22 protein-coding genes and 1 pseudogene are annotated in these 16,076 nt (G+C 64.8%); 13 read left to right on the top strand and 10 right to left on the bottom strand.

Annotation, left to right across the window (positions count from 1 at the left end):
- Positions 1-75 precede the first annotated feature (75 nt).
- Together ACVINW_RS25645 and ACVINW_RS25640 are read right to left on the bottom strand one after the other, a co-directional pair.
- Positions 76-741: a DsbA family oxidoreductase gene (locus tag ACVINW_RS25645; protein ID WP_456753880.1), complete on the bottom strand. Its 666-nt coding sequence runs from the start codon at positions 739-741 to the stop codon at positions 76-78.
- A 62-nt stretch (positions 742-803) separates the two neighbouring features.
- Positions 804-1,628, bottom strand: a complete 825-nt coding sequence (locus ACVINW_RS25640) for a helix-turn-helix domain-containing protein (RefSeq protein WP_456753879.1) — start codon at positions 1,626-1,628, stop codon at positions 804-806.
- A gap of 94 nt (positions 1,629-1,722) precedes the next feature.
- On the opposite strand from ACVINW_RS25640, the gene ACVINW_RS25635 reads away from it, so the two are divergent.
- Together ACVINW_RS25635 and ACVINW_RS25630 are read left to right on the top strand one after the other, a co-directional pair.
- Positions 1,723-1,947, top strand: a complete 225-nt coding sequence (locus ACVINW_RS25635) for a hypothetical protein (protein ID WP_456753878.1) — start codon at positions 1,723-1,725, stop codon at positions 1,945-1,947.
- Between the two features lie 31 nt (positions 1,948-1,978).
- On the top strand, positions 1,979-2,377 hold the full coding sequence (locus ACVINW_RS25630) for a hypothetical protein (RefSeq protein ID WP_456753877.1): 399 nt from the start codon (positions 1,979-1,981) through the stop codon (positions 2,375-2,377).
- 315 nt (positions 2,378-2,692) lie between these two features.
- On the opposite strand, the pseudogene ACVINW_RS25625 reads toward ACVINW_RS25630, so the two are convergent.
- Positions 2,693-2,827 (bottom strand): annotated as a pseudogene (locus ACVINW_RS25625) (group III truncated hemoglobin); the annotation flags it as partial.
- Between the two features lie 203 nt (positions 2,828-3,030).
- On the opposite strand from ACVINW_RS25625, the gene ACVINW_RS25620 reads away from it, so the two are divergent.
- A complete protein-coding gene (locus ACVINW_RS25620; protein WP_456753876.1) occupies positions 3,031-3,465 on the top strand; it encodes an RrF2 family transcriptional regulator in 435 nt (144 codons plus the stop codon).
- Between the two features lie 26 nt (positions 3,466-3,491).
- On the opposite strand, the gene ACVINW_RS25615 is transcribed toward ACVINW_RS25620, so the two are convergent.
- A complete protein-coding gene (locus tag ACVINW_RS25615) occupies positions 3,492-4,184 on the bottom strand; it encodes an SET domain-containing protein (RefSeq protein WP_456753875.1) in 693 nt (230 codons plus the stop codon).
- A 166-nt stretch (positions 4,185-4,350) separates the two neighbouring features.
- Here ACVINW_RS25615 and ACVINW_RS25610 point away from each other — a divergent pair, with 166 nt between their 5' ends.
- A complete protein-coding gene (locus ACVINW_RS25610) occupies positions 4,351-4,953 on the top strand; it encodes a hypothetical protein (protein ID WP_456753874.1) in 603 nt (200 codons plus the stop codon).
- Positions 4,954-5,048: 95 nt separating this feature from the next.
- On the opposite strand, the gene ACVINW_RS25605 is transcribed toward ACVINW_RS25610, so the two are convergent.
- Entirely contained in the window at positions 5,049-5,774 is a 726-nt protein-coding gene (locus tag ACVINW_RS25605; protein ID WP_456753873.1) for a TetR/AcrR family transcriptional regulator, read from the bottom strand.
- Positions 5,775-5,886: 112 nt separating this feature from the next.
- On the opposite strand from ACVINW_RS25605, the gene ACVINW_RS25600 reads away from it, so the two are divergent.
- From ACVINW_RS25600 to ACVINW_RS25585, 4 genes are all read left to right on the top strand, one after another.
- A complete protein-coding gene (locus ACVINW_RS25600; RefSeq protein ID WP_456753872.1) occupies positions 5,887-7,290 on the top strand; it encodes a carotenoid oxygenase family protein in 1,404 nt (467 codons plus the stop codon).
- Between the two features lie 294 nt (positions 7,291-7,584).
- Positions 7,585-8,160, top strand: coding sequence for a hypothetical protein (locus ACVINW_RS25595; RefSeq protein ID WP_456753871.1), 576 nt, complete (start codon positions 7,585-7,587; stop codon positions 8,158-8,160).
- Between the two features lie 57 nt (positions 8,161-8,217).
- Positions 8,218-8,772, top strand: coding sequence for an inner membrane-spanning protein YciB (locus ACVINW_RS25590; protein ID WP_456753870.1), 555 nt, complete (start codon positions 8,218-8,220; stop codon positions 8,770-8,772).
- A gap of 82 nt (positions 8,773-8,854) precedes the next feature.
- A complete protein-coding gene (locus ACVINW_RS25585) occupies positions 8,855-9,151 on the top strand; it encodes a hypothetical protein (protein ID WP_456753869.1) in 297 nt (98 codons plus the stop codon).
- A 10-nt stretch (positions 9,152-9,161) separates the two neighbouring features.
- Here ACVINW_RS25585 and ACVINW_RS25580 read toward each other — a convergent pair whose 3' ends face one another.
- Entirely contained in the window at positions 9,162-9,830 is a 669-nt protein-coding gene (locus tag ACVINW_RS25580; protein ID WP_456756497.1) for a DUF429 domain-containing protein, read from the bottom strand.
- A gap of 2 nt (positions 9,831-9,832) precedes the next feature.
- Complete coding sequence (locus ACVINW_RS25575; protein WP_456753868.1) at positions 9,833-11,488, bottom strand: fumarate hydratase; 1,656 nt, start codon at positions 11,486-11,488, stop codon at positions 9,833-9,835.
- Between the two features lie 233 nt (positions 11,489-11,721).
- On the opposite strand from ACVINW_RS25575, the gene ACVINW_RS25570 reads away from it, so the two are divergent.
- Positions 11,722-12,039, top strand: a complete 318-nt coding sequence (locus ACVINW_RS25570) for a hypothetical protein (protein ID WP_456753867.1) — start codon at positions 11,722-11,724, stop codon at positions 12,037-12,039.
- A gap of 104 nt (positions 12,040-12,143) precedes the next feature.
- On the top strand, positions 12,144-12,599 hold the full coding sequence (locus tag ACVINW_RS25565) for a hypothetical protein (RefSeq protein WP_456756496.1): 456 nt from the start codon (positions 12,144-12,146) through the stop codon (positions 12,597-12,599).
- Here ACVINW_RS25565 and ACVINW_RS25560 read toward each other — a convergent pair whose 3' ends face one another.
- Both ACVINW_RS25560 and ACVINW_RS25555 read right to left on the bottom strand, forming a co-directional pair.
- Entirely contained in the window at positions 12,600-13,040 is a 441-nt protein-coding gene (locus ACVINW_RS25560) for an SRPBCC family protein (protein ID WP_456753866.1), read from the bottom strand. It abuts the gene before it with no gap.
- Entirely contained in the window at positions 13,040-13,366 is a 327-nt protein-coding gene (locus ACVINW_RS25555; protein ID WP_456753865.1) for an ArsR/SmtB family transcription factor, read from the bottom strand. Before ACVINW_RS25555 ends, ACVINW_RS25560 begins: the two co-directional genes overlap by 1 nt.
- A 155-nt stretch (positions 13,367-13,521) precedes the next feature.
- On the opposite strand from ACVINW_RS25555, the gene ACVINW_RS25550 reads away from it, so the two are divergent.
- Together ACVINW_RS25550 and ACVINW_RS25545 are read left to right on the top strand one after the other, a co-directional pair.
- Positions 13,522-14,196 carry a methyltransferase family protein gene (locus ACVINW_RS25550; protein ID WP_456753864.1) on the top strand — a complete coding sequence of 225 codons (675 nt, stop codon included), beginning with the start codon at positions 13,522-13,524 and terminating at the stop codon, positions 14,194-14,196.
- Between the two features lie 9 nt (positions 14,197-14,205).
- Complete coding sequence (locus tag ACVINW_RS25545; RefSeq protein ID WP_456753863.1) at positions 14,206-14,565, top strand: GFA family protein; 360 nt, start codon at positions 14,206-14,208, stop codon at positions 14,563-14,565.
- A 100-nt stretch (positions 14,566-14,665) separates the two neighbouring features.
- Here the strand turns inward: ACVINW_RS25545 and ACVINW_RS25540 are convergent, their stop codons facing one another.
- A complete protein-coding gene (locus ACVINW_RS25540) occupies positions 14,666-15,373 on the bottom strand; it encodes a glutathione S-transferase (RefSeq protein WP_456753862.1) in 708 nt (235 codons plus the stop codon).
- 153 nt (positions 15,374-15,526) lie between these two features.
- On the opposite strand from ACVINW_RS25540, the gene ACVINW_RS25535 reads away from it, so the two are divergent.
- The gene (locus ACVINW_RS25535; RefSeq protein ID WP_456753861.1) at positions 15,527-15,931 is read left to right on the top strand and encodes a DUF3606 domain-containing protein; all 405 of its coding nucleotides are present in this window, start codon (positions 15,527-15,529) and stop codon (positions 15,929-15,931) included.
- Positions 15,932-16,076: the final 145 nt, after the last annotated feature.

The raw sequence follows: 16,076 nt of genomic DNA, 5'->3' as shown, positions 1-16,076 counted from the left end.
CCTGATTTGTTTCCGATGGGTGAGAGGGCAAACGAAAAAGCCCGGCGCGAGCCGGGCTTTGAAAATGATCGCGGACTACTCCGCCGCCTGTGCGTTGATCTCGGCCGAGACCTGGCGGATGGCGCGGGCGAGCTGCTCGGCCGGCTGGGCGCCGGACACCGCGTATTTCTGCGCGAACACGAAGGTCGGCACGCCGGAGATGCCCTTCTCGGCGGCCTCCTGGGCCTGCGCCGAGACCAGGGCGACATCCTCGTCGGTGGCCAGGCGCTTGCGCACGCCGTCGGCGTCGAGCCCGACATCGGCGGCTGCCTGCACCAGCACATCGGTGTCGGTGAGATCGCCGCCGTCGCGGAAGTACAGCTCCATCAGCCGTTGCTTCATCTCGGCCGCCTTGCCCTTGGCCTCGGCCCAGTGGATCAGGCGATGGCAGTCGATCGTGTTGGGCTGGCGCTTGACGAGTTCGGGATGGTAGGTCAGCCCCTCCTCGCTGGCGGCGGCGACCACGCGGCCGGCGATGCCCTTATAGGCCTCGACCGAGCCGAATTTCGCGGTGAGGTATTCGTCGCGGCTGATGCCCTCGCGCGGCACCCAATTGTTGAGGAAGAACGGCCGCCAGTGCACCTCGACCGGCACATCGGGCACCAGCTTCAGCGCGTCCTCGATGCGGTGCTTGCCGATGTAGCACCAGGGGCAGACGACGTCGGAGACGATGTCGAGGCGAAGCGGCTTCAGATCGCTCATGGCAGGGTTCCCGGCAAAATTGGAACCCCAAAGGTAGGCCGAAAGCGCCCCGAGACAAGCCGCTATTTCATACTGGCTGCCATCTGCCGCATCCGCTCGGCGGTCGGCTCATCGGCCGGAAAGAAGGTCTCCAGTGCCAGTTCCTGCAGCGTGATGTCGACCGGCGTGCCGAACACCATGGTGGTCGAAATGAAGCTGAGGATCTCGCCATTGAGGCGGAGCTTGAACGGAAGCGCGACGTTGTTGTCGGTCGTGATCGGGGCCGAGCGCGCCGGGATCGGATAGGACTTCAGGTCCTGATAGAGCTTCAGCAGCTCCGGATCGGCGGTGGCCTCGCATTGCCGATGCAGCCGCTCCAGAAGGTGCGCGGCCCATTCCGCGAGATTCACGGTGCGCGGTGCGAGGCCCTCCGGGTGAAAGGCAAGCCTGAGGATATTGAAGGGCTGGCCGAGCAGCCGCTGCGGGACGCCCTCCAGCAATGGCGCCACCATGCGGTTGGCGGAGACCAGATTCCAGTGCCGGTCATAGGCCAGCGCCGGATTCGGCTCGTGCGCCTTCAGCACCAGGTTGATCGCCTCGCGCGCCGATTTCAGCGCGGGATCCTCCAGCGAGCGTTGCGGAAATGCGGGCGCGAAACCCGCGGCCACCAGCAGCACGTTGCGTTCGCGTAGGGGCACGTCGAGGCGCTCCGCCAGTTTGAGGACCATGTCGCGCGACGGCGCCGAGCGGCCGGTCTCGACGAAGCTCAAATGTCGCGCCGAGATCTCGGCATCGACGGCGAGGTCGAGCTGGCTGAGATGGCGGCGCTGCCGCCATTCGCGCAGGTGCTCGCCGATCAGGACGGGTTTTGCGGGCTCGGCCCGCGCCATGGATGCATGTGCGTTCATGGTGCAAAACCTACCATGCGGAATTCGCCCGTTCCATTACGCCTGAGGTAATCGAATTGGCGCGCAGGCCGGCTCATCTTCCACGGCACAGGAGATGACCATGCTGATGCTGTCCCTTATCCGCGCCTTCGCCGTCCTGATCCCGTGGCTGGTCCATTTGGCCACATGGCTCCTCGCGCGCTCGCTCAACATGCCCCAGCCGCTCGTGCACGCGACCGGCGTGTTCGTGTTCGCGCAGGTCTATGCGGCCGAGATGAGGGTCGGCAAGGCACTGTGCCCGCTCCGCCTGTGGCGTCAGCTGCAGGCCCTGTTCCGCTGACCAATCCATCCAACCCAAGGAGACCACTGCCATGATCCATTCGTCCCAGCTGCTGCGCCGCGCCTTGCTCGCCGATGCCGTGTTCAGCGGCGTGTCCGCCATCGCGATGCTGCTCGATGCCGGCGCGCTGGCCTCGCTGCTCGGCCTGCCTGAGGCGCTGCTGCGCGAGACCGGGCTGTTCCTGATCGCCTACACCGCGCTGGTCGGCTGGCTCGGATCGCGAACCGCGCTGCCGAAAGGACCCGTGATCCTCGTGGTCGCCGGCAACGCGGCCTGGACGCTGGCCAGCATCGCGCTGCTGCTGTCGGGCGCGGTGTCGCCGAATTTGCTCGGCACCATCGTGATCCTCGCCCAGGCGATCGCCACCGGCGTGTTCGCCGAACTGCAATATGTCGGGTTGCGGAGGAGCGAAGGCGTGCTGACGGCGTAACCGCAACGTCTTTGCGAGCGAAGCGAAGCAATCCATCGAGCCGCATGTGCGGAAGGATGGATTGCTTCGTCGCTTCGCGCCTCGCAATGACGGGTCGGAGTTCGACCTTACTGCACAGCTCCCGCTTCGCTTCGCCTGTAACGCTCCCCCCACCCCCAGCATCACGCCCTGTCCGCTGGCAACGCCCATCTCCAGGCTCGAGGCAATGCGCCGCGCGCGATCGATGAAATGAACCGCCGCGACCGGCGGGCACAGCTCATGCGCGGCCGCCTCGAACAGTTCCAGCCAGCGGTCGAAATGCGCGGCATCGATCGGCAGCGGCATGTGCTTGACCATCGGCGTACCGTGATAGCGCCCGGTCATCAGCGCGACCGAGGACCAGAACGCGCACATCTGGGCCAGATGCGGCTCCCAATCTGAGATCCTGGCCTCGAACACCGGCCCGATCATCGGGTCCTGGCGGACCTTGGCGTAGAAGCCGTGCACCAGTTGCTCGATCATGGCCTCGGTGATCCCGGTCCGCGCGACAATCTCGGCGGTGATCTGCTCGCGGCGCTCTGCTCCTGTCATCGCTCACATCCTAAATAGGTATTTCAAATGCCTATTTAGACTGCTATAGCTGATCCGCCAAGTGCTGATTGCGAAGGGCTTCCATGCGCCTGACTTCGTTCACGGATTTTGCGCTCCGCGCCCTGATGCGGCTGGCCGGCGAGCCGGATCGCTCATTTGCCACCAGCGAGATCGCGGCCGAGTTCGGCATTTCCCGCAATCACCTCGCCAAGGTGGTGCGCGACCTCGCCGACGGCGGTTTCATCGCGACCCAGCGCGGCGCCGGCGGCGGATTTTCGCTGGCACGGCCGGCGGAGACCATCACCCTCGGGCAAGTGGTGCGCGCGCTGGAAGGCGGCAGCCCGCTGGTCGAATGTTTCAGGGATGATGGCGGCGATTGCCTGCTGCTGCCGCGCTGCCGGCTGAAGGCGAGGCTCGCGGCCGCCCGTGAGGCCTTCATGCGCGAGTTGGATGGGACTACGCTCGCCGAGTGCGCCTATCTGCCACGTCCCACGCGCCATCCAGCGCGCGCATCATGACCGTCGTCGACCGGATCGGTCGTAACTCAGGCCTGCAGCACGCGCGCGGTAGCGCGCTTTGACGGCGCCACCCGCTTGCCGGCCGCGGCCGTCAGGCTGTGGCCGTTGAGGTGCTTGTCGTTCAACGCCTTGCCGTTCAGGGTCTTGCCGTTGCCGCCCCTGCCGTTGGCTTTCGCAGTCTTCGTCGCCTTGGCCTTCCGCTGCTTGGCGCGCTTCTCTGCGAGCTTCTCGGCCTCGCGCCTGGCTTTCCGTTCGGCCTTTTCCTTCAGCCGCGCGCGCTCCGCCCTCGCCTCGGCGCGCTGCTTCTTGCGCTTCTTCTCGCAGGAATCGCACTTGCAGCCGATCGGCTTCAGATAGGCTTTGAAATAGTCGGTTCCGTAATCGTAGTTGATCTCGTCGCCCGGCTCGATGTCCTTGATGGCGCGGATGAACACCTTGCGCTTTCGGGGTTTGACGTCGGATTCCGCGTTCGGCCGGCAGGCATGATTGATGTAGCGGGCGATGTTCTCGCGGATCGAGCCGTCGATGGTCCAGCGGTTGGTGAGCTCGAACAGATATTTGTTCTCGATCGCGTCCTCATCCTTCTTCTTCGAGTCGAGCAACGGCCCGAAATAGCGGATGATCTTGGTGCCTTTCTTGATCGGCTTGGTGGCGAAAAGGCCGAGGCCGGTACGGGAGCGGCCGACGCGATAGGGCTTGTGCGATAATGATGCGGGCATGACGATCGAGGCTACGGCACGCTAGAGTGCACGCGACAGAAGTTGCGAAGCCGCCCTTCTAGGACGATTCCGCGCGCCTGTCAGGTGTTTCCCGCGTGTCTGTTGAACCTTCCCCAGATTGCATATGTCAGACACAAAGTAACGCCCGGATCGCAGGTTTCCCCCGATGAAATACCTTGCTTTTGCAACAGTCGCGATGGCGCTTGCCGGTGCAAATCCTGGCCAGGCCGGCGCCGAGACGATCAGCAGCAGCTACACCTCTACCGCGCCGAAAGCCTGCCGCGTGATCGGCAGGCCCAATCAAGAGGACGGCGGCACCACGCGGATTTGCCCGGGAAAATCCGGCCTTGTGGTGCTGATCAGCGAGGGTGACCTGCGCGAAGTGGTCTCGGTCGGCCGAAATCGGGCGGCCGCGGCCAGGGAACCGGCGGCGCAGGCGTGGTTCGGCCCGTTCAGTTCGACCGGCGATACCGTCGAATGGCGTGCCGCCGACCGCAAGCCGTTTGCGATCATCCAGCGCTGGCAGATCGCCGACAACAGCGAGCAGGACAAGCGCGGCGGCCCGGTGCCGCGCGCGATGCTCGCGGTGACGCGGCTGCCGCCGGGCGAGGTCTGCCATGTCGCCTATGTCGATGTCGCTGCCAATTCCAACGCCAACGCGCTGGCGCGTCAGGCCGCCGACGATTTCGCCCGCGATTTCAAATGCGGTGCGGATCAGGTCAAGACGGTCGGCCAGAGCGGGCGCACCACGTCGCTGACGAAACGCTAAAGCGCGACGAGATTACGCTGAATCGTCATCGCGCCTTGGCTCTTTGTTTGAGCATGATCTTTTCGGAAAACCGCTTCGCACTTTTCCGGATCATGCTAGGGCCGCGCCGAGCGGCCCGCGGACAATCGCAGCATCGCGGTCAAGAGCGCTTCCACGGATGTGCCCTCGGGCGCCCGGTCCAGAATGGTCTTGAGGCGCCCATCGAGCAGCAGCATGGTGAAGCCATGCACCAGCGACCAGGCCGATGCGATCGCGGCCGCCTGATCCAGCGTAAGCTGCTCCTTGGAGATCTGCTCATGCCGGCTGGCGCCGACGCCGCGGGTCAGCCCTGCGAATGAGGCCTCCGACGCCTCGTGCAGCGATGGCCGCGAATGATCGAGCCGCTCGCTGCGGAACATCAGCCCATACATGCCGGGATGCGCCTGCGCATAGGCGACGTACGCCTTGGCGCTCGCCACGCCCTTTTCGGGCGGTGTCGCCGCCGAAGCGTCAGCCGCCGCCATCGCCTGGCCGAATTGCCGGAAACCGATCGCTGCGAGTTCGCTGAGCAAACCGGTGAGATCGCCGAAATGATGCGTGGGCGCGGCGTGCGACACGCCGGCTTCGCGTGCCACCGCACGCAGGGTCAGCCCCGCCAGTCCGTCACGCTCGAGCACGCGCTCGGCGGCTCTCAATAGCGCCTCGTGCAGGTCGCCATGATGATACGGCGCGTCGGTGGCCCCGCGCCGCGGCGCCGGACGATCGGAGGCTCCACGCGCAACCCGGCGGGCCGGAGCCCGCGCCGGCCGTGTCGCCTTGTTTTCCTTGGATAATCTTGCCATGCGGCCGTTATAGGTCGCAATTTTTACACTGTAAAGATTTTGCTTGACGACCGACGGTGCCGTCCCTACTGGTATCTTTACGATGTAAAGATCATAATGCAGGGAGATCGGAATGCTCGACCAGGTCACATCCACCGCGGCGCGGACCAATCTGGCGCCGATCCCGTTCGAAGCCGATGCGCCATTCCCAAAGATCTCGGGCGAATTGCCGCGCGAGCTGAACGGCACGCTCTATCGCAACGGCCCCAATCCGCAATTCGATGTGCCGGGCGCGCACTGGTTCGTCGGCGACGGCATGCTGCACGCCTTCCATCTCGAGAACGGCCGCGCCAGCTACCGCAACCGCTGGGTCCGCACCGCGAAATGGCAGGCCGAGCACGACGCCGGCCGCGCGCTGTTTGGCGGCTTCGGCCGCAAGCTGCCGGACGCTCCCGCCGACATCACGACCGATGGCTGCGTCGCCAACACCAACATCATCTACCACGGCGGCAAGCTGCTCGCGCTGGTCGAGAGCCATTTGCCGACCGAGATCGACCCCGGCACGCTCACTCGCCTCGGTTATTGCGACTACCAGGGCGCGATCTCCGGCCCCTTCACCGCGCATCCCAAGATCGACCCGGTCACCGGCGAGATGGTGTTCTTCGGCTACAACGCTGCGGGTCCGCTGACCCCGGCGCTGTCATTCGGTGCGGTGAACTCGTCCGGCGTGGTGAGCCGGTTCGAGCGCTTCGAGGCGCCCTATGCCAGCATGGTGCACGACTTCATCGTCACCGAGAACCACGTGCTGTTTCCGATCCTGCCGATATCAGGCAGCATGCAGCGCGCGATGAAGGGACAGGCGCCCTACGCCTGGGAGCCGGACAAAGGCGCCTATGTCGGCGTGATGAAGCGGAGCGGTTCGTCAAAGGACATCGTCTGGTTCCGCGCCGAGACCTGCTACGTCTTCCACGTCATGAACGCGTGGGACGACGGCAACCGCATCATCGCCGACGTGATGCAGTTCGAGGAAGCGCCGCTGTTCAACCATCCCGACGGCTCGCCAACCGACCCGAAGAATAACCGCGCGCGCTATTGCCGCTGGACTTTCGACCTCTCAGGGAATACCGACCGCTTCACGCAAACCTATCTCGACGACCTCACCGGCGAATTCCCCCGCATCGACGATCGTCGCGCCGGATTTGCCAGCCATCACGGCTGGTACGCCTGCGCCAACCCTGACCTACCGATGTTCGGTGCGCTGTCCGGCATCGTGCATGTCGACGGCCGTGGCAAGCGGGTCGGCCATTATCTCCTGCCCGCCGGCGATACCATCTCCGAGCCGGTGTTCGTCGAACGCAGCGCGGACGCGGCTGAAGGCGACGGCTGGCTGCTCGCGGTGGTCTGGCGCGCCCGCGAGAACCGCAGCGACCTCGCCGTGTTCAACGCGCAGGATGTCGAGGCAGGCCCGGCCGCTCTGGTCCATCTCGGCCACCGGGTGCCGGATGGATTCCACGGCAATTGGGTCGGAGCGCGGTAGCTGCCGATCGTCTCAGACGTAAGAGCATCAGTCTCTCCAATCTTCATGCCCGGCCCCGTGCCGGGCATCCACGTCTTTCTCGCCGCTTGCAGCAAGGCGTGGATGGCCGGGACAAGCCCGGCCATGACGACGCGGAGAAATCGATAGCCACTCATCGCACCCGCAGAGCATTGACGTTTCATGATTTTTGCAGACCGCATCACGATTTTGACACTGTAAAGATTTCGCTTGACGCTCCCGTTGCCCACCTCTAGGGTATCTTTACGATGTAAAGATCAGCCTTCGAGGCTCACCATGACGATCTTCCTGATCCTCGCTCCCTACGGCGCCTTTGCCACGCTGATGCTGGTGACCTCGGCCGTGGCGAGCCTGCTCTGCGCCGCCCTGATCTGCCTTGCCGTCATCGCGTTCGATATCGCGCGCGGCCGCAGCATCAAGATCCTCGGTGTCGGCTCGGTCATCGTGTTCACCGCAGTCGGCTGCTACCTCACCTTCGTCGACGCGACGCCGAGCAGCATCGCGGTGAAGATCGCGGTCGATGTCGGCATGCTCGTGGTGTCGCTCGGCTCGATCCTGATCGGCCATCCCTTCACGCGGCAATATGCGCTCGAGCAGGTCGATGCCGAGATCGCGAAGCAGCCTGGCTTCCTCAATGCCAATTATCTGATCACCGGCGCCTGGGCCGCCGCGACGCTGTTGATGTTGATCGGCAACATCGCGGTGCTCTACGTACCCGCCCTGCCGCTGTGGACCGGCCTGCTGATCGCCTTTGCGGCGCGCAACGCCGCGGTCGGCTTCACCCGCTGGTATCCGCAATATCGCATGGCCAAGGACGGCGCGCCGCCGGCCGGCGCGTTGCCGTCGCACTGACCGCTAAGGTCACAACACCAAAGCAATCACCGCCCCGAGGAAACGGAAACCACCACGATGAAGAGCGTATTTGCCAGGCTCGCGAGCGACTTCCTCTCCACCATCGTCTTCCTGGTGGTCTATCTCGCCACCGACAATGTGCTGATCGCCACCGGCGTTGCGATCGCGGGTGCAATCGCGCAAGTGCTGTATGCACGCGTCAGGGGACAGGCGCTCGGCTACATGACCTGGGCAAGCCTTGGCCTGGTGATCGTGCTGGGCGGCGCGACGCTCGTCACCAACGATCCGCGCTTCGTGCTGGCCAAGCCCGCGATCGGCCACATCGCGATCGGCGCGATCATGCTGAAGCGCGGCTGGATGCTGCGCTATCTGCCGCCGATCGTGACCGAGACCATTCCGGAATACGCCACCCTCGCCGGCTATGCCTGGGCCGGGTTGATGTTCATCCTCGCCGCCGGCACCATCGCGACCGCGGCGACCGGCGACATGAAGCTGTGGGCGTTCTACGTGTCGGTGGTGCTACTTGGTGCGAAGATCGCGGCCTTCGCGATCCAGTACGTCGCGTTCCGCGTCCTGGTCGGCAGCCGGCTGCGCGCCACCGCCCGCGCCTGATCGTCGCTAGCCGCGAACTAGGCGCGCGCGGCAAGATGGGCTATACCGCCGCGCACGCTTTTCACCTCGAGGGGAGACATCGATGGCGGTGGACGGAAACTGGAATCTGACGATGACGACGCCGATGGGCGAGCGCAAGGCGACGCTGTCGCTGGCAAGCTCCGGCGGCACGCTCACCGGCACGCAGGGCGCCGAGGGCAACTCCACCGAAATCTTCGACGGCACCGTGAACGGCGACGACGTCTCCTGGAAGGTCTCCATCACCAACCCGATGCCGCTGACGCTCGAATTCACCGGCAAGGTCGCCGGCGACGGCATCTCCGGCGAGATGGGCATCGGCCCGATGGGCAGCTTCCCCTTCACCGGCACGCGGGCGTAAGCAAACCGGTCTAGAACCAGATCTGCATCGGCAGATCATGCGCATCCAGCGGCTGCTGTCCCTCGGGAACGCAGCCGTTCGGTTGATGGGCCGCGAGCGCCACCGCGCAGGCATCCAGCACATCGTCGCGCTTCGCACCGCTGCCGATCCGCGCGACGGTGAGCCAGCGATCGATCTCGCGAAGGCCCGCTCGCTTCAGCAGCCTGCAACGCAGCGCATCGCCCTCCTCCGACTTCTTGCGCGGCAGCGGCACCCCCGCGTTCAGCAGCAGGAACACCAGCTCGGGATGCACCTCGCGGATGTCGCGCGAGGGGTCCGCGCGGACGAACCTATCGACCTCCATGATCTTCTTGCCGAGGTGCCAGAGCTGGCGCGAGACGCAGGTCTGGCCGCGGCGTTGCGCTTCACGATTCGCTGCGTCGGGATCGTCGAACTCCTGCCACAGCCAGCGCCGCGCACCGGTGAAGACGCGCGAGGTGTGCGGCCGCAGGCGCTCGCGCGCGAGACGGTCGCAGCCGCGTTCGCCGTCGTCGGTCATGCCGATCGGGATATCGATCCCGGCACGGTCGAACGGACGCGACAACGCGTCCGCAATGTCGCCATGAAAGGAAATCGTACGCTGGTCGCCGTCGATGCTGACGGCGACCCAGCCTCTGGAGAATCCGTCGAGGCCTAACACCCTCAACCCAGGTTCAATTCCTTGAAGAAGTCGTTGCCCTTGTCATCGATGATGATGAAGGCCGGGAAATCGACCACTTCGATGCGCCAGATCGCTTCCATACCGAGCTCCGGATACTCGACCACCTCGACCTTCTTGATGCAGTGCTCGGCGAGGTTCGCCGCCGCGCCGCCGATCGAGCCGAGATAGAAGCCGCCGTGGTTCTTGCAGGCCTCGCGCACCGCGACCGCGCGGTTGCCCTTGGCGACCATCACCATCGAGCCGCCGGCGGCCTGGAACTGGTCGACAAAGGAATCCATGCGGCCCGCGGTGGTCGGGCCGAACGCGCCGGAGGCATAGCCCTCGGGCGTCTTGGCGGGGCCGGCGTAGTAGACCGGATGGTTCTTGAAATAATCCGGCAGCGGCTCGCCCTTCTCCAGCCGCTCGCGCAGCTTGGCGTGGGCGGAGTCGCGCGCGACGATCATGGTGCCGGTCATCGAGACGCGGGTCTTGATCGGATATTGCGACAACGTCGCCAAGATCTCCTTCATCGGCTTGTTGAGGTCGATCTTGACCACCTCGCCGCCGAGCGACTGTTCGACCGCGGGCAGATACTGCGCCGGGTTGTGCTCGAGCTCCTCGAGATAGACACCGTCCTTGGTGATCTTGCCGAGCACCTGGCGGTCCGCCGAACAGGACACGCCGAGCCCGATCGGCAGCGAGGCGCCGTGGCGCGGCATCCGGATCACGCGCACGTCGTGGCAGAAATACTTGCCGCCGAACTGCGCGCCCACCCCCAGGCTTTGCGTCATCTTGAGGATTTCCTGCTCCATCTCGAGATCGCGGAACGCATTGCCGTCGGGCGAGCCGTGGGTCGGCAACGCATCGAGATAGCGCGCCGAGGCGAGCTTCACGGTCTTCATGCAGAGCTCGGCCGAGGTGCCGCCGATCACGATCGCAAGGTGATACGGCGGGCACGCCGCGGTGCCGAGCGTCAGCACCTTCTCCTTTAGGAACGCCAGCAGCCGGTCCTTGGTCAAGACCGAGGGCGTCGCCTGGAACAGGAAGCTCTTGTTGGCGCTGCCGCCGCCCTTGGCCATGAACATGAACTTGTAGGCGTCGTCACCCTCGGCGTAGATCTCGCACTGCGCCGGCATGTTGTTGGCGGTGTTCTTCTCCTCATACATCGACAAGGGAGCCACCTGCGAGTAGCGCAGATTGCGGCGCAGATAGGCGTCGCGTGCGCCTTCGGACAACGCGGCCTCGTCCTCGCCGTCGGTGATGACGTTGCAGCCCTTCTTGCCCATGATGATCGCGGTGCCGGTGTCCTGGCACATCGGCAGCACGCCGCCGGCCGCGATGTTGGCGTTCTTGAGGAAATCGAAGGCGACGAACTTGTCGTTGTCGCTGGCTTCCTTGTCCTCGAGGATCGAGCGCAGCTGCTTCAGGTGGCCCGGCCGCAGATAGTGGTTGATGTCGCCGAACGCCGCCTCGGAGAGCGCCCGCAGCGCCTCGCGCGACACCACCAGCATGTCCTTGCCCAAGACCTTCTCGACCCGGACGCCCTCGCTCGTCACCTTCTTGTAGGGCGTGGTGTCGGCACCCAGCGGGAACAAGGGCGTGTGCTTGTAGGGCGGAACGGGCTTCTGCTGGTCGGGGAAGGCGGAGGGGGCGTTCATGAGCTGCTCTTTGGGCTTGCAGGCCGGGTTCGAAAGGCCGGTCCGGCCGCGGGGCCGCCGGCAATGTAGAGCCGTTCTAAGCCTTTTTCGGGCAAAGGAAAGGGAAGCCGGCTGCCTTCCAGCCATGCGCGGGACCGGCAATCCATATGCTAGGTTTCATGCCACCGTGATCTCGGATTGCCACAACGCGCAGCACACCGCCAATCGGCCGGGGAAGCCACCAGGAGACCTTCATGAAGACAGCGCTTGTGATCCGGTTTGCGGCGCTGGCCCTGCTGGTCGCGCTCCCGGGCGGCGCCGATGCCGCGCGCCTCGGCAGGTCCTGCGGCGGCCTTGCCGGCCTGCAATGCAGCAGTCGCGGCCAGTTCTGCCAGTTCAAGCCGGGGCAATGCGGCCGTGCCGACCAGTCCGGCAGCTGCGCGTTCCGGCCGACGATCTGCAACAAGATCTTCAAGCCGGTGTGCGGCTGCGACGGCAAGAGCTATGGCAATGATTGCGAGCGCCGCGCCGCCGGCGCCTCCAAGGCGCAGGACGGCAAGTGCCCGTCCTGACTGGCGATGTTGACGCGCCGCGCGGGAGCCTGCATGTAGCTTCGCGTATATTCATACCGCGGGGGTATTTCGTGACAGCACCGTTGCGCCGACGCGCTTTCAGCATCCGCTCCACCCTGCCGGCCGCGCTGATCGCGCTAGCCACGGCTCTTGTCGCCGCGCCCGCGCATGCCGACCCCTGCGTGGATATCGCCAAGCAACTCGCCGGCCAGATCGACGGCCTGAAGGTCAATTTCAGCGCCGCCAACATCACCTACCTCACACACCCGGCGGCGAAGGAATTGTCGCTCGGCTGCCGTGGCAAGGACTATGCGATCGAGCTCTATGCCAAGACCGATCGCAAGATGAAGCCGGAGTTCTTCAATCTGGTCGGCTCGGCCACCGCACTGATCTTCACCGTGCCGAAGGACGACGCCACCACCGGCACCTCGCGCTGCCTGAAGCGGATGGGCATTCTGCGCGGCAACACCATCACCATGCGCTATCGCCGCCTCAATCTCGAATGCACGCGCAACAGGACCGATGCCTCGATCACGGTCCGTCGCGGCAACAACGAGTGATCAGCCCTCGCCGGTGACCCGGCCGATCGCGTCGACGATCTTGCCCCAGCCCGGGCTCATCATGTCGAAGGCGAAGCGGTTGCCGGGGAAGACGAAGCCGTCATGCACCATGCGGACCTGCGTGCCGCCGTCGACCGGCGTCAGCGTCCAGGTGACCACCGAGTCGAGCTTCGAGCCGTATTGCGGATTGGTATCGGCGCCGCCCTTCCAGGAATAGCGCAGCAGGCGCGGCGGATCGCAATCCAGCACCTCGCAATGCACGACGCCGTCCCAGTCGCCGATCGGCTTGGTGCGGAAGTTGAAGCGGTGTCCGACGCGCGGCTGAAAATCGTTCGGCATCAGCCATTTCATCAGCAGTTCGCTCGTGGTCAGCGTCCGCCAGATTCTGTCGGCGGCATAGGGCAGCACCTTCTCGACCGTGATCGCGTGCGTCTCGCTCATCACTCACTCTCCTTCAACAATTTCTCCAGATTGGCGAAGCGCTCGGCCCAGAACGTCTCGTAGTGGGCGAGCCAGTCGATCAGCGGACTGAGCCCCTTCGGCGCGACGCGGTAGTGGATGTGCCGGCCCTCGCGCCGCTCGGCGACCAGCCCGGCGTCACGCAACGCGCGCAGATGTTGCGACACCGCCGGCTGCGACACCTTGGAGCCCTGCACCAGCCCGGTCGCGGCGATCTCGCCTTCGCGGATGATCCGCTCGAACACCGCGCGCCGCGTCGGGTCCGCGAGGGTTTTGAGCACATTGGTCAGCTGCATGGCTGCGGTCATGCAGATATATAAGCAATTACTTATACGATTGTCAATTGAGGTGCGATGCGACCGCGCCCCAGGAACACCTCACCGGCTCCGAAAGTTGATGATCGGGGCCGCATGCCTGCCGGGAAAAGGGTGCGATAATCGCGGCCGGACTCACGGAGCCGCCCATGATCGCAAAGCTCCTCGTGCAAAACACCTTCTTCGTCATCGCCATGGCCGCGCTGCTGTTTGCCTCCGCCGGCACGCTGCACTGGCCCGGCGCGTGGGCCTATCTGATCGCCTCGGCGCTGATCGGCCCGGCCTGCGGGCTGTGGCTCGCCAAGGTCGATCCCGGCCTCCTGGCCGAGCGCATGCGGCTCACCGCACGTGAGGGCCAGCCGACCGAAGACAAGCGCTTCATGCTGGCCTTCCTGGTCATTGCGGTGCTGTGGTTCATCGCGATGGGGCTCGACCGCCGTTTTGGCGGCGCCAATGCCGGCGTGGCGCTGATCGTGCTTGGCCTCGCGCTGTACCTGCTCTCGACCGGGCTGATCCTGTGGGTGTTCCGCACCAACTCGTTCGCGGCACCGGTCGTGAAGGTGCAGAGCGAGCGCGACCATCACGTGATCTCGACCGGGCCCTACGCGCTGGTCCGCCACCCCATGTATACGAGCGTGATGCTGTTCTTCATCGGCGTGCCGCTGACGCTCGGCTCCTGGTGGGGTCTGGCCTTCGTGCCGGTGTTCTTCGCGATGTTCGCGTTCCGCACCCGGATCGAGGAGCGCACGCTGGTGGCGGGATTGTCAGGCTATGCCGATTATACGGCACGGGTGCGCTACCGCCTCGTGCCCGGGCTGTGGTGAGGAGCGATCATGGCAGAGAGCAAGATCTACACCGGCGGCTGCCATTGCGGCCAGGTCCGCTTCGAATGCACCACCGACATGGCCATGGTCACCGCCTGCAACTGCTCGATCTGCACCAAGAAGGGCCTGCATTTCGTATTCATGCCGCCAACGAGCTTCCAGCTCCGCGCCGGCGCCGAGAACCTGAAGGAATATCTCTTCAACCGCCACGCCATCCGCCACCAGCTCTGCGTCGATTGCGGCGTCGACGTGTTCGCGCGCGGCAACAAGCCCGACGGCAGCGACATCGTGGCGCTGAATGTCAGCTGCATCGACGGCATCGATCTGTCGAAGATCAAGATGACGCCGGTGGACGGCAAGAGCCGGTGACTGCGAAGCAGTCATTCCGGGGCACGCGGAGCGTGAACCCGCAATCCAGAGATTGTGGCGCGAGATTCCGGGTTCGCTTCGCGCCCCGGAATGACGGCGATCACAAATCCAGCGCCTTGTAGCGCCGGAAAATCCCCTCCTCGTTGAACGGGATCCGCCGCGCGCTCGCCAGATAGGCCTTGATGTTCGGCCGCTCGGCGACGCGATCGCGGAGCGCGATCAGGCGCGGAACCTTCTTCTCATATGCCGCCATGCGCTTTGGAAACGCGTAGCGCAGTCCTTCCACGATCTGGAACAGCGACAGGTCGACATAGGTCAGCCTGCGGCCGGTGACGAACGCGCCGCCATTCGCCGCGACCAGATCCTCGAAATAGCCGAGATATTTCGGCACCCGCGATTTCCAGAACTCTTCCGTGCGCTTCTTCGCCGGCGCCTTCTGGTCTTCATAATACAGCGACGGGCCGAGCGGATGATGGGTGTCGTGGATCTCCAGCACGAAATCCGCGATCGTCAGCTGCAGCTGATGCACCCAGAGCTTTCCGCCTTCAGCTTTCGGCGCCAGGCCATGGCGCACGCCGAGATAGAGCAGGATGTTGGCGGTTTGCCCGATCACGAGCTGGCCTGCCTTGAGGAACGGCGGCGCGAACGGCGGCGTGCCCTTGTGCGCGTCCATCATCTTCATCATGGCGCCGGTGCCGCCCTTGGCCCGCGCGACATCGGTATAATCCGCGCCCGCATCCTCGAGCGCGAGACGGACATATTCGCCGCGCCCCTGGATCATCGGCCAGTAGTAAAGCTGATAGTGCATGGACTTATCTCCAAAAACTTCACCGCATCGGTTCGCGCAAGGTCGATCGTAGCCGCGCCGTCGTCAGATCGTCCACCTCGCGCAGTCCGCCTGTGCGAACCGCGCGGCGACTGCTAAGGTTCCAACGTGGAATCTTCGACGAAGGATCATCTGATGGCGGACAACAAGAAGAAGCGGGGCGCACGCGATCGCGCTCTGATCGCGTTGAGCGAGTCCTACGAAGTTGCGTACTGGTCCAAGAAGTTCAAGGTCACGCCGGCCAAGCTCAAGGCCGCGGTCAAGAAGGTCGGCCATTCAGCCAGGAAGGTGGAAGCCCATTTCAGGGAGCAGCGCCACAAGGCCGCCGACCGCGCGCTGATCGCGCTCAGCCAGCCCTACGAGGTCCGCTACTGGTCGAAGAAGTTCAAGGTAACCCCTGCCCGGCTGAAGGCGGCGGTCGACGAGGTCGGACATTCCTCGAAGAAGGTCGGGGCCTACTTCGCGGCGAAGAAAGCAGCGAAGAAAAAGAAGGCGGCCAAGAAGGCCGTCAAGAAGACGACCAAGCGCAAGAAGGCCTGAGCGCCTTCCGTCATTGCGAGCCAACGGGCCGCGCGAACCCGCGCCCGATGACAGGCTCCGCGAAGCAATCCATCGTGCGGCATATGTGGACAGATGGATTGCTTCGTCGCTATCGCTCCTCGCAATGACGGGCATACACGCGCAG

The organism is Bradyrhizobium sp. USDA 4461 (assembly GCF_054055655.1).
The sequence above is the reverse complement of the archived record's forward strand: the minus strand, read 5'-3'. Positions and strand labels throughout refer to the sequence as shown.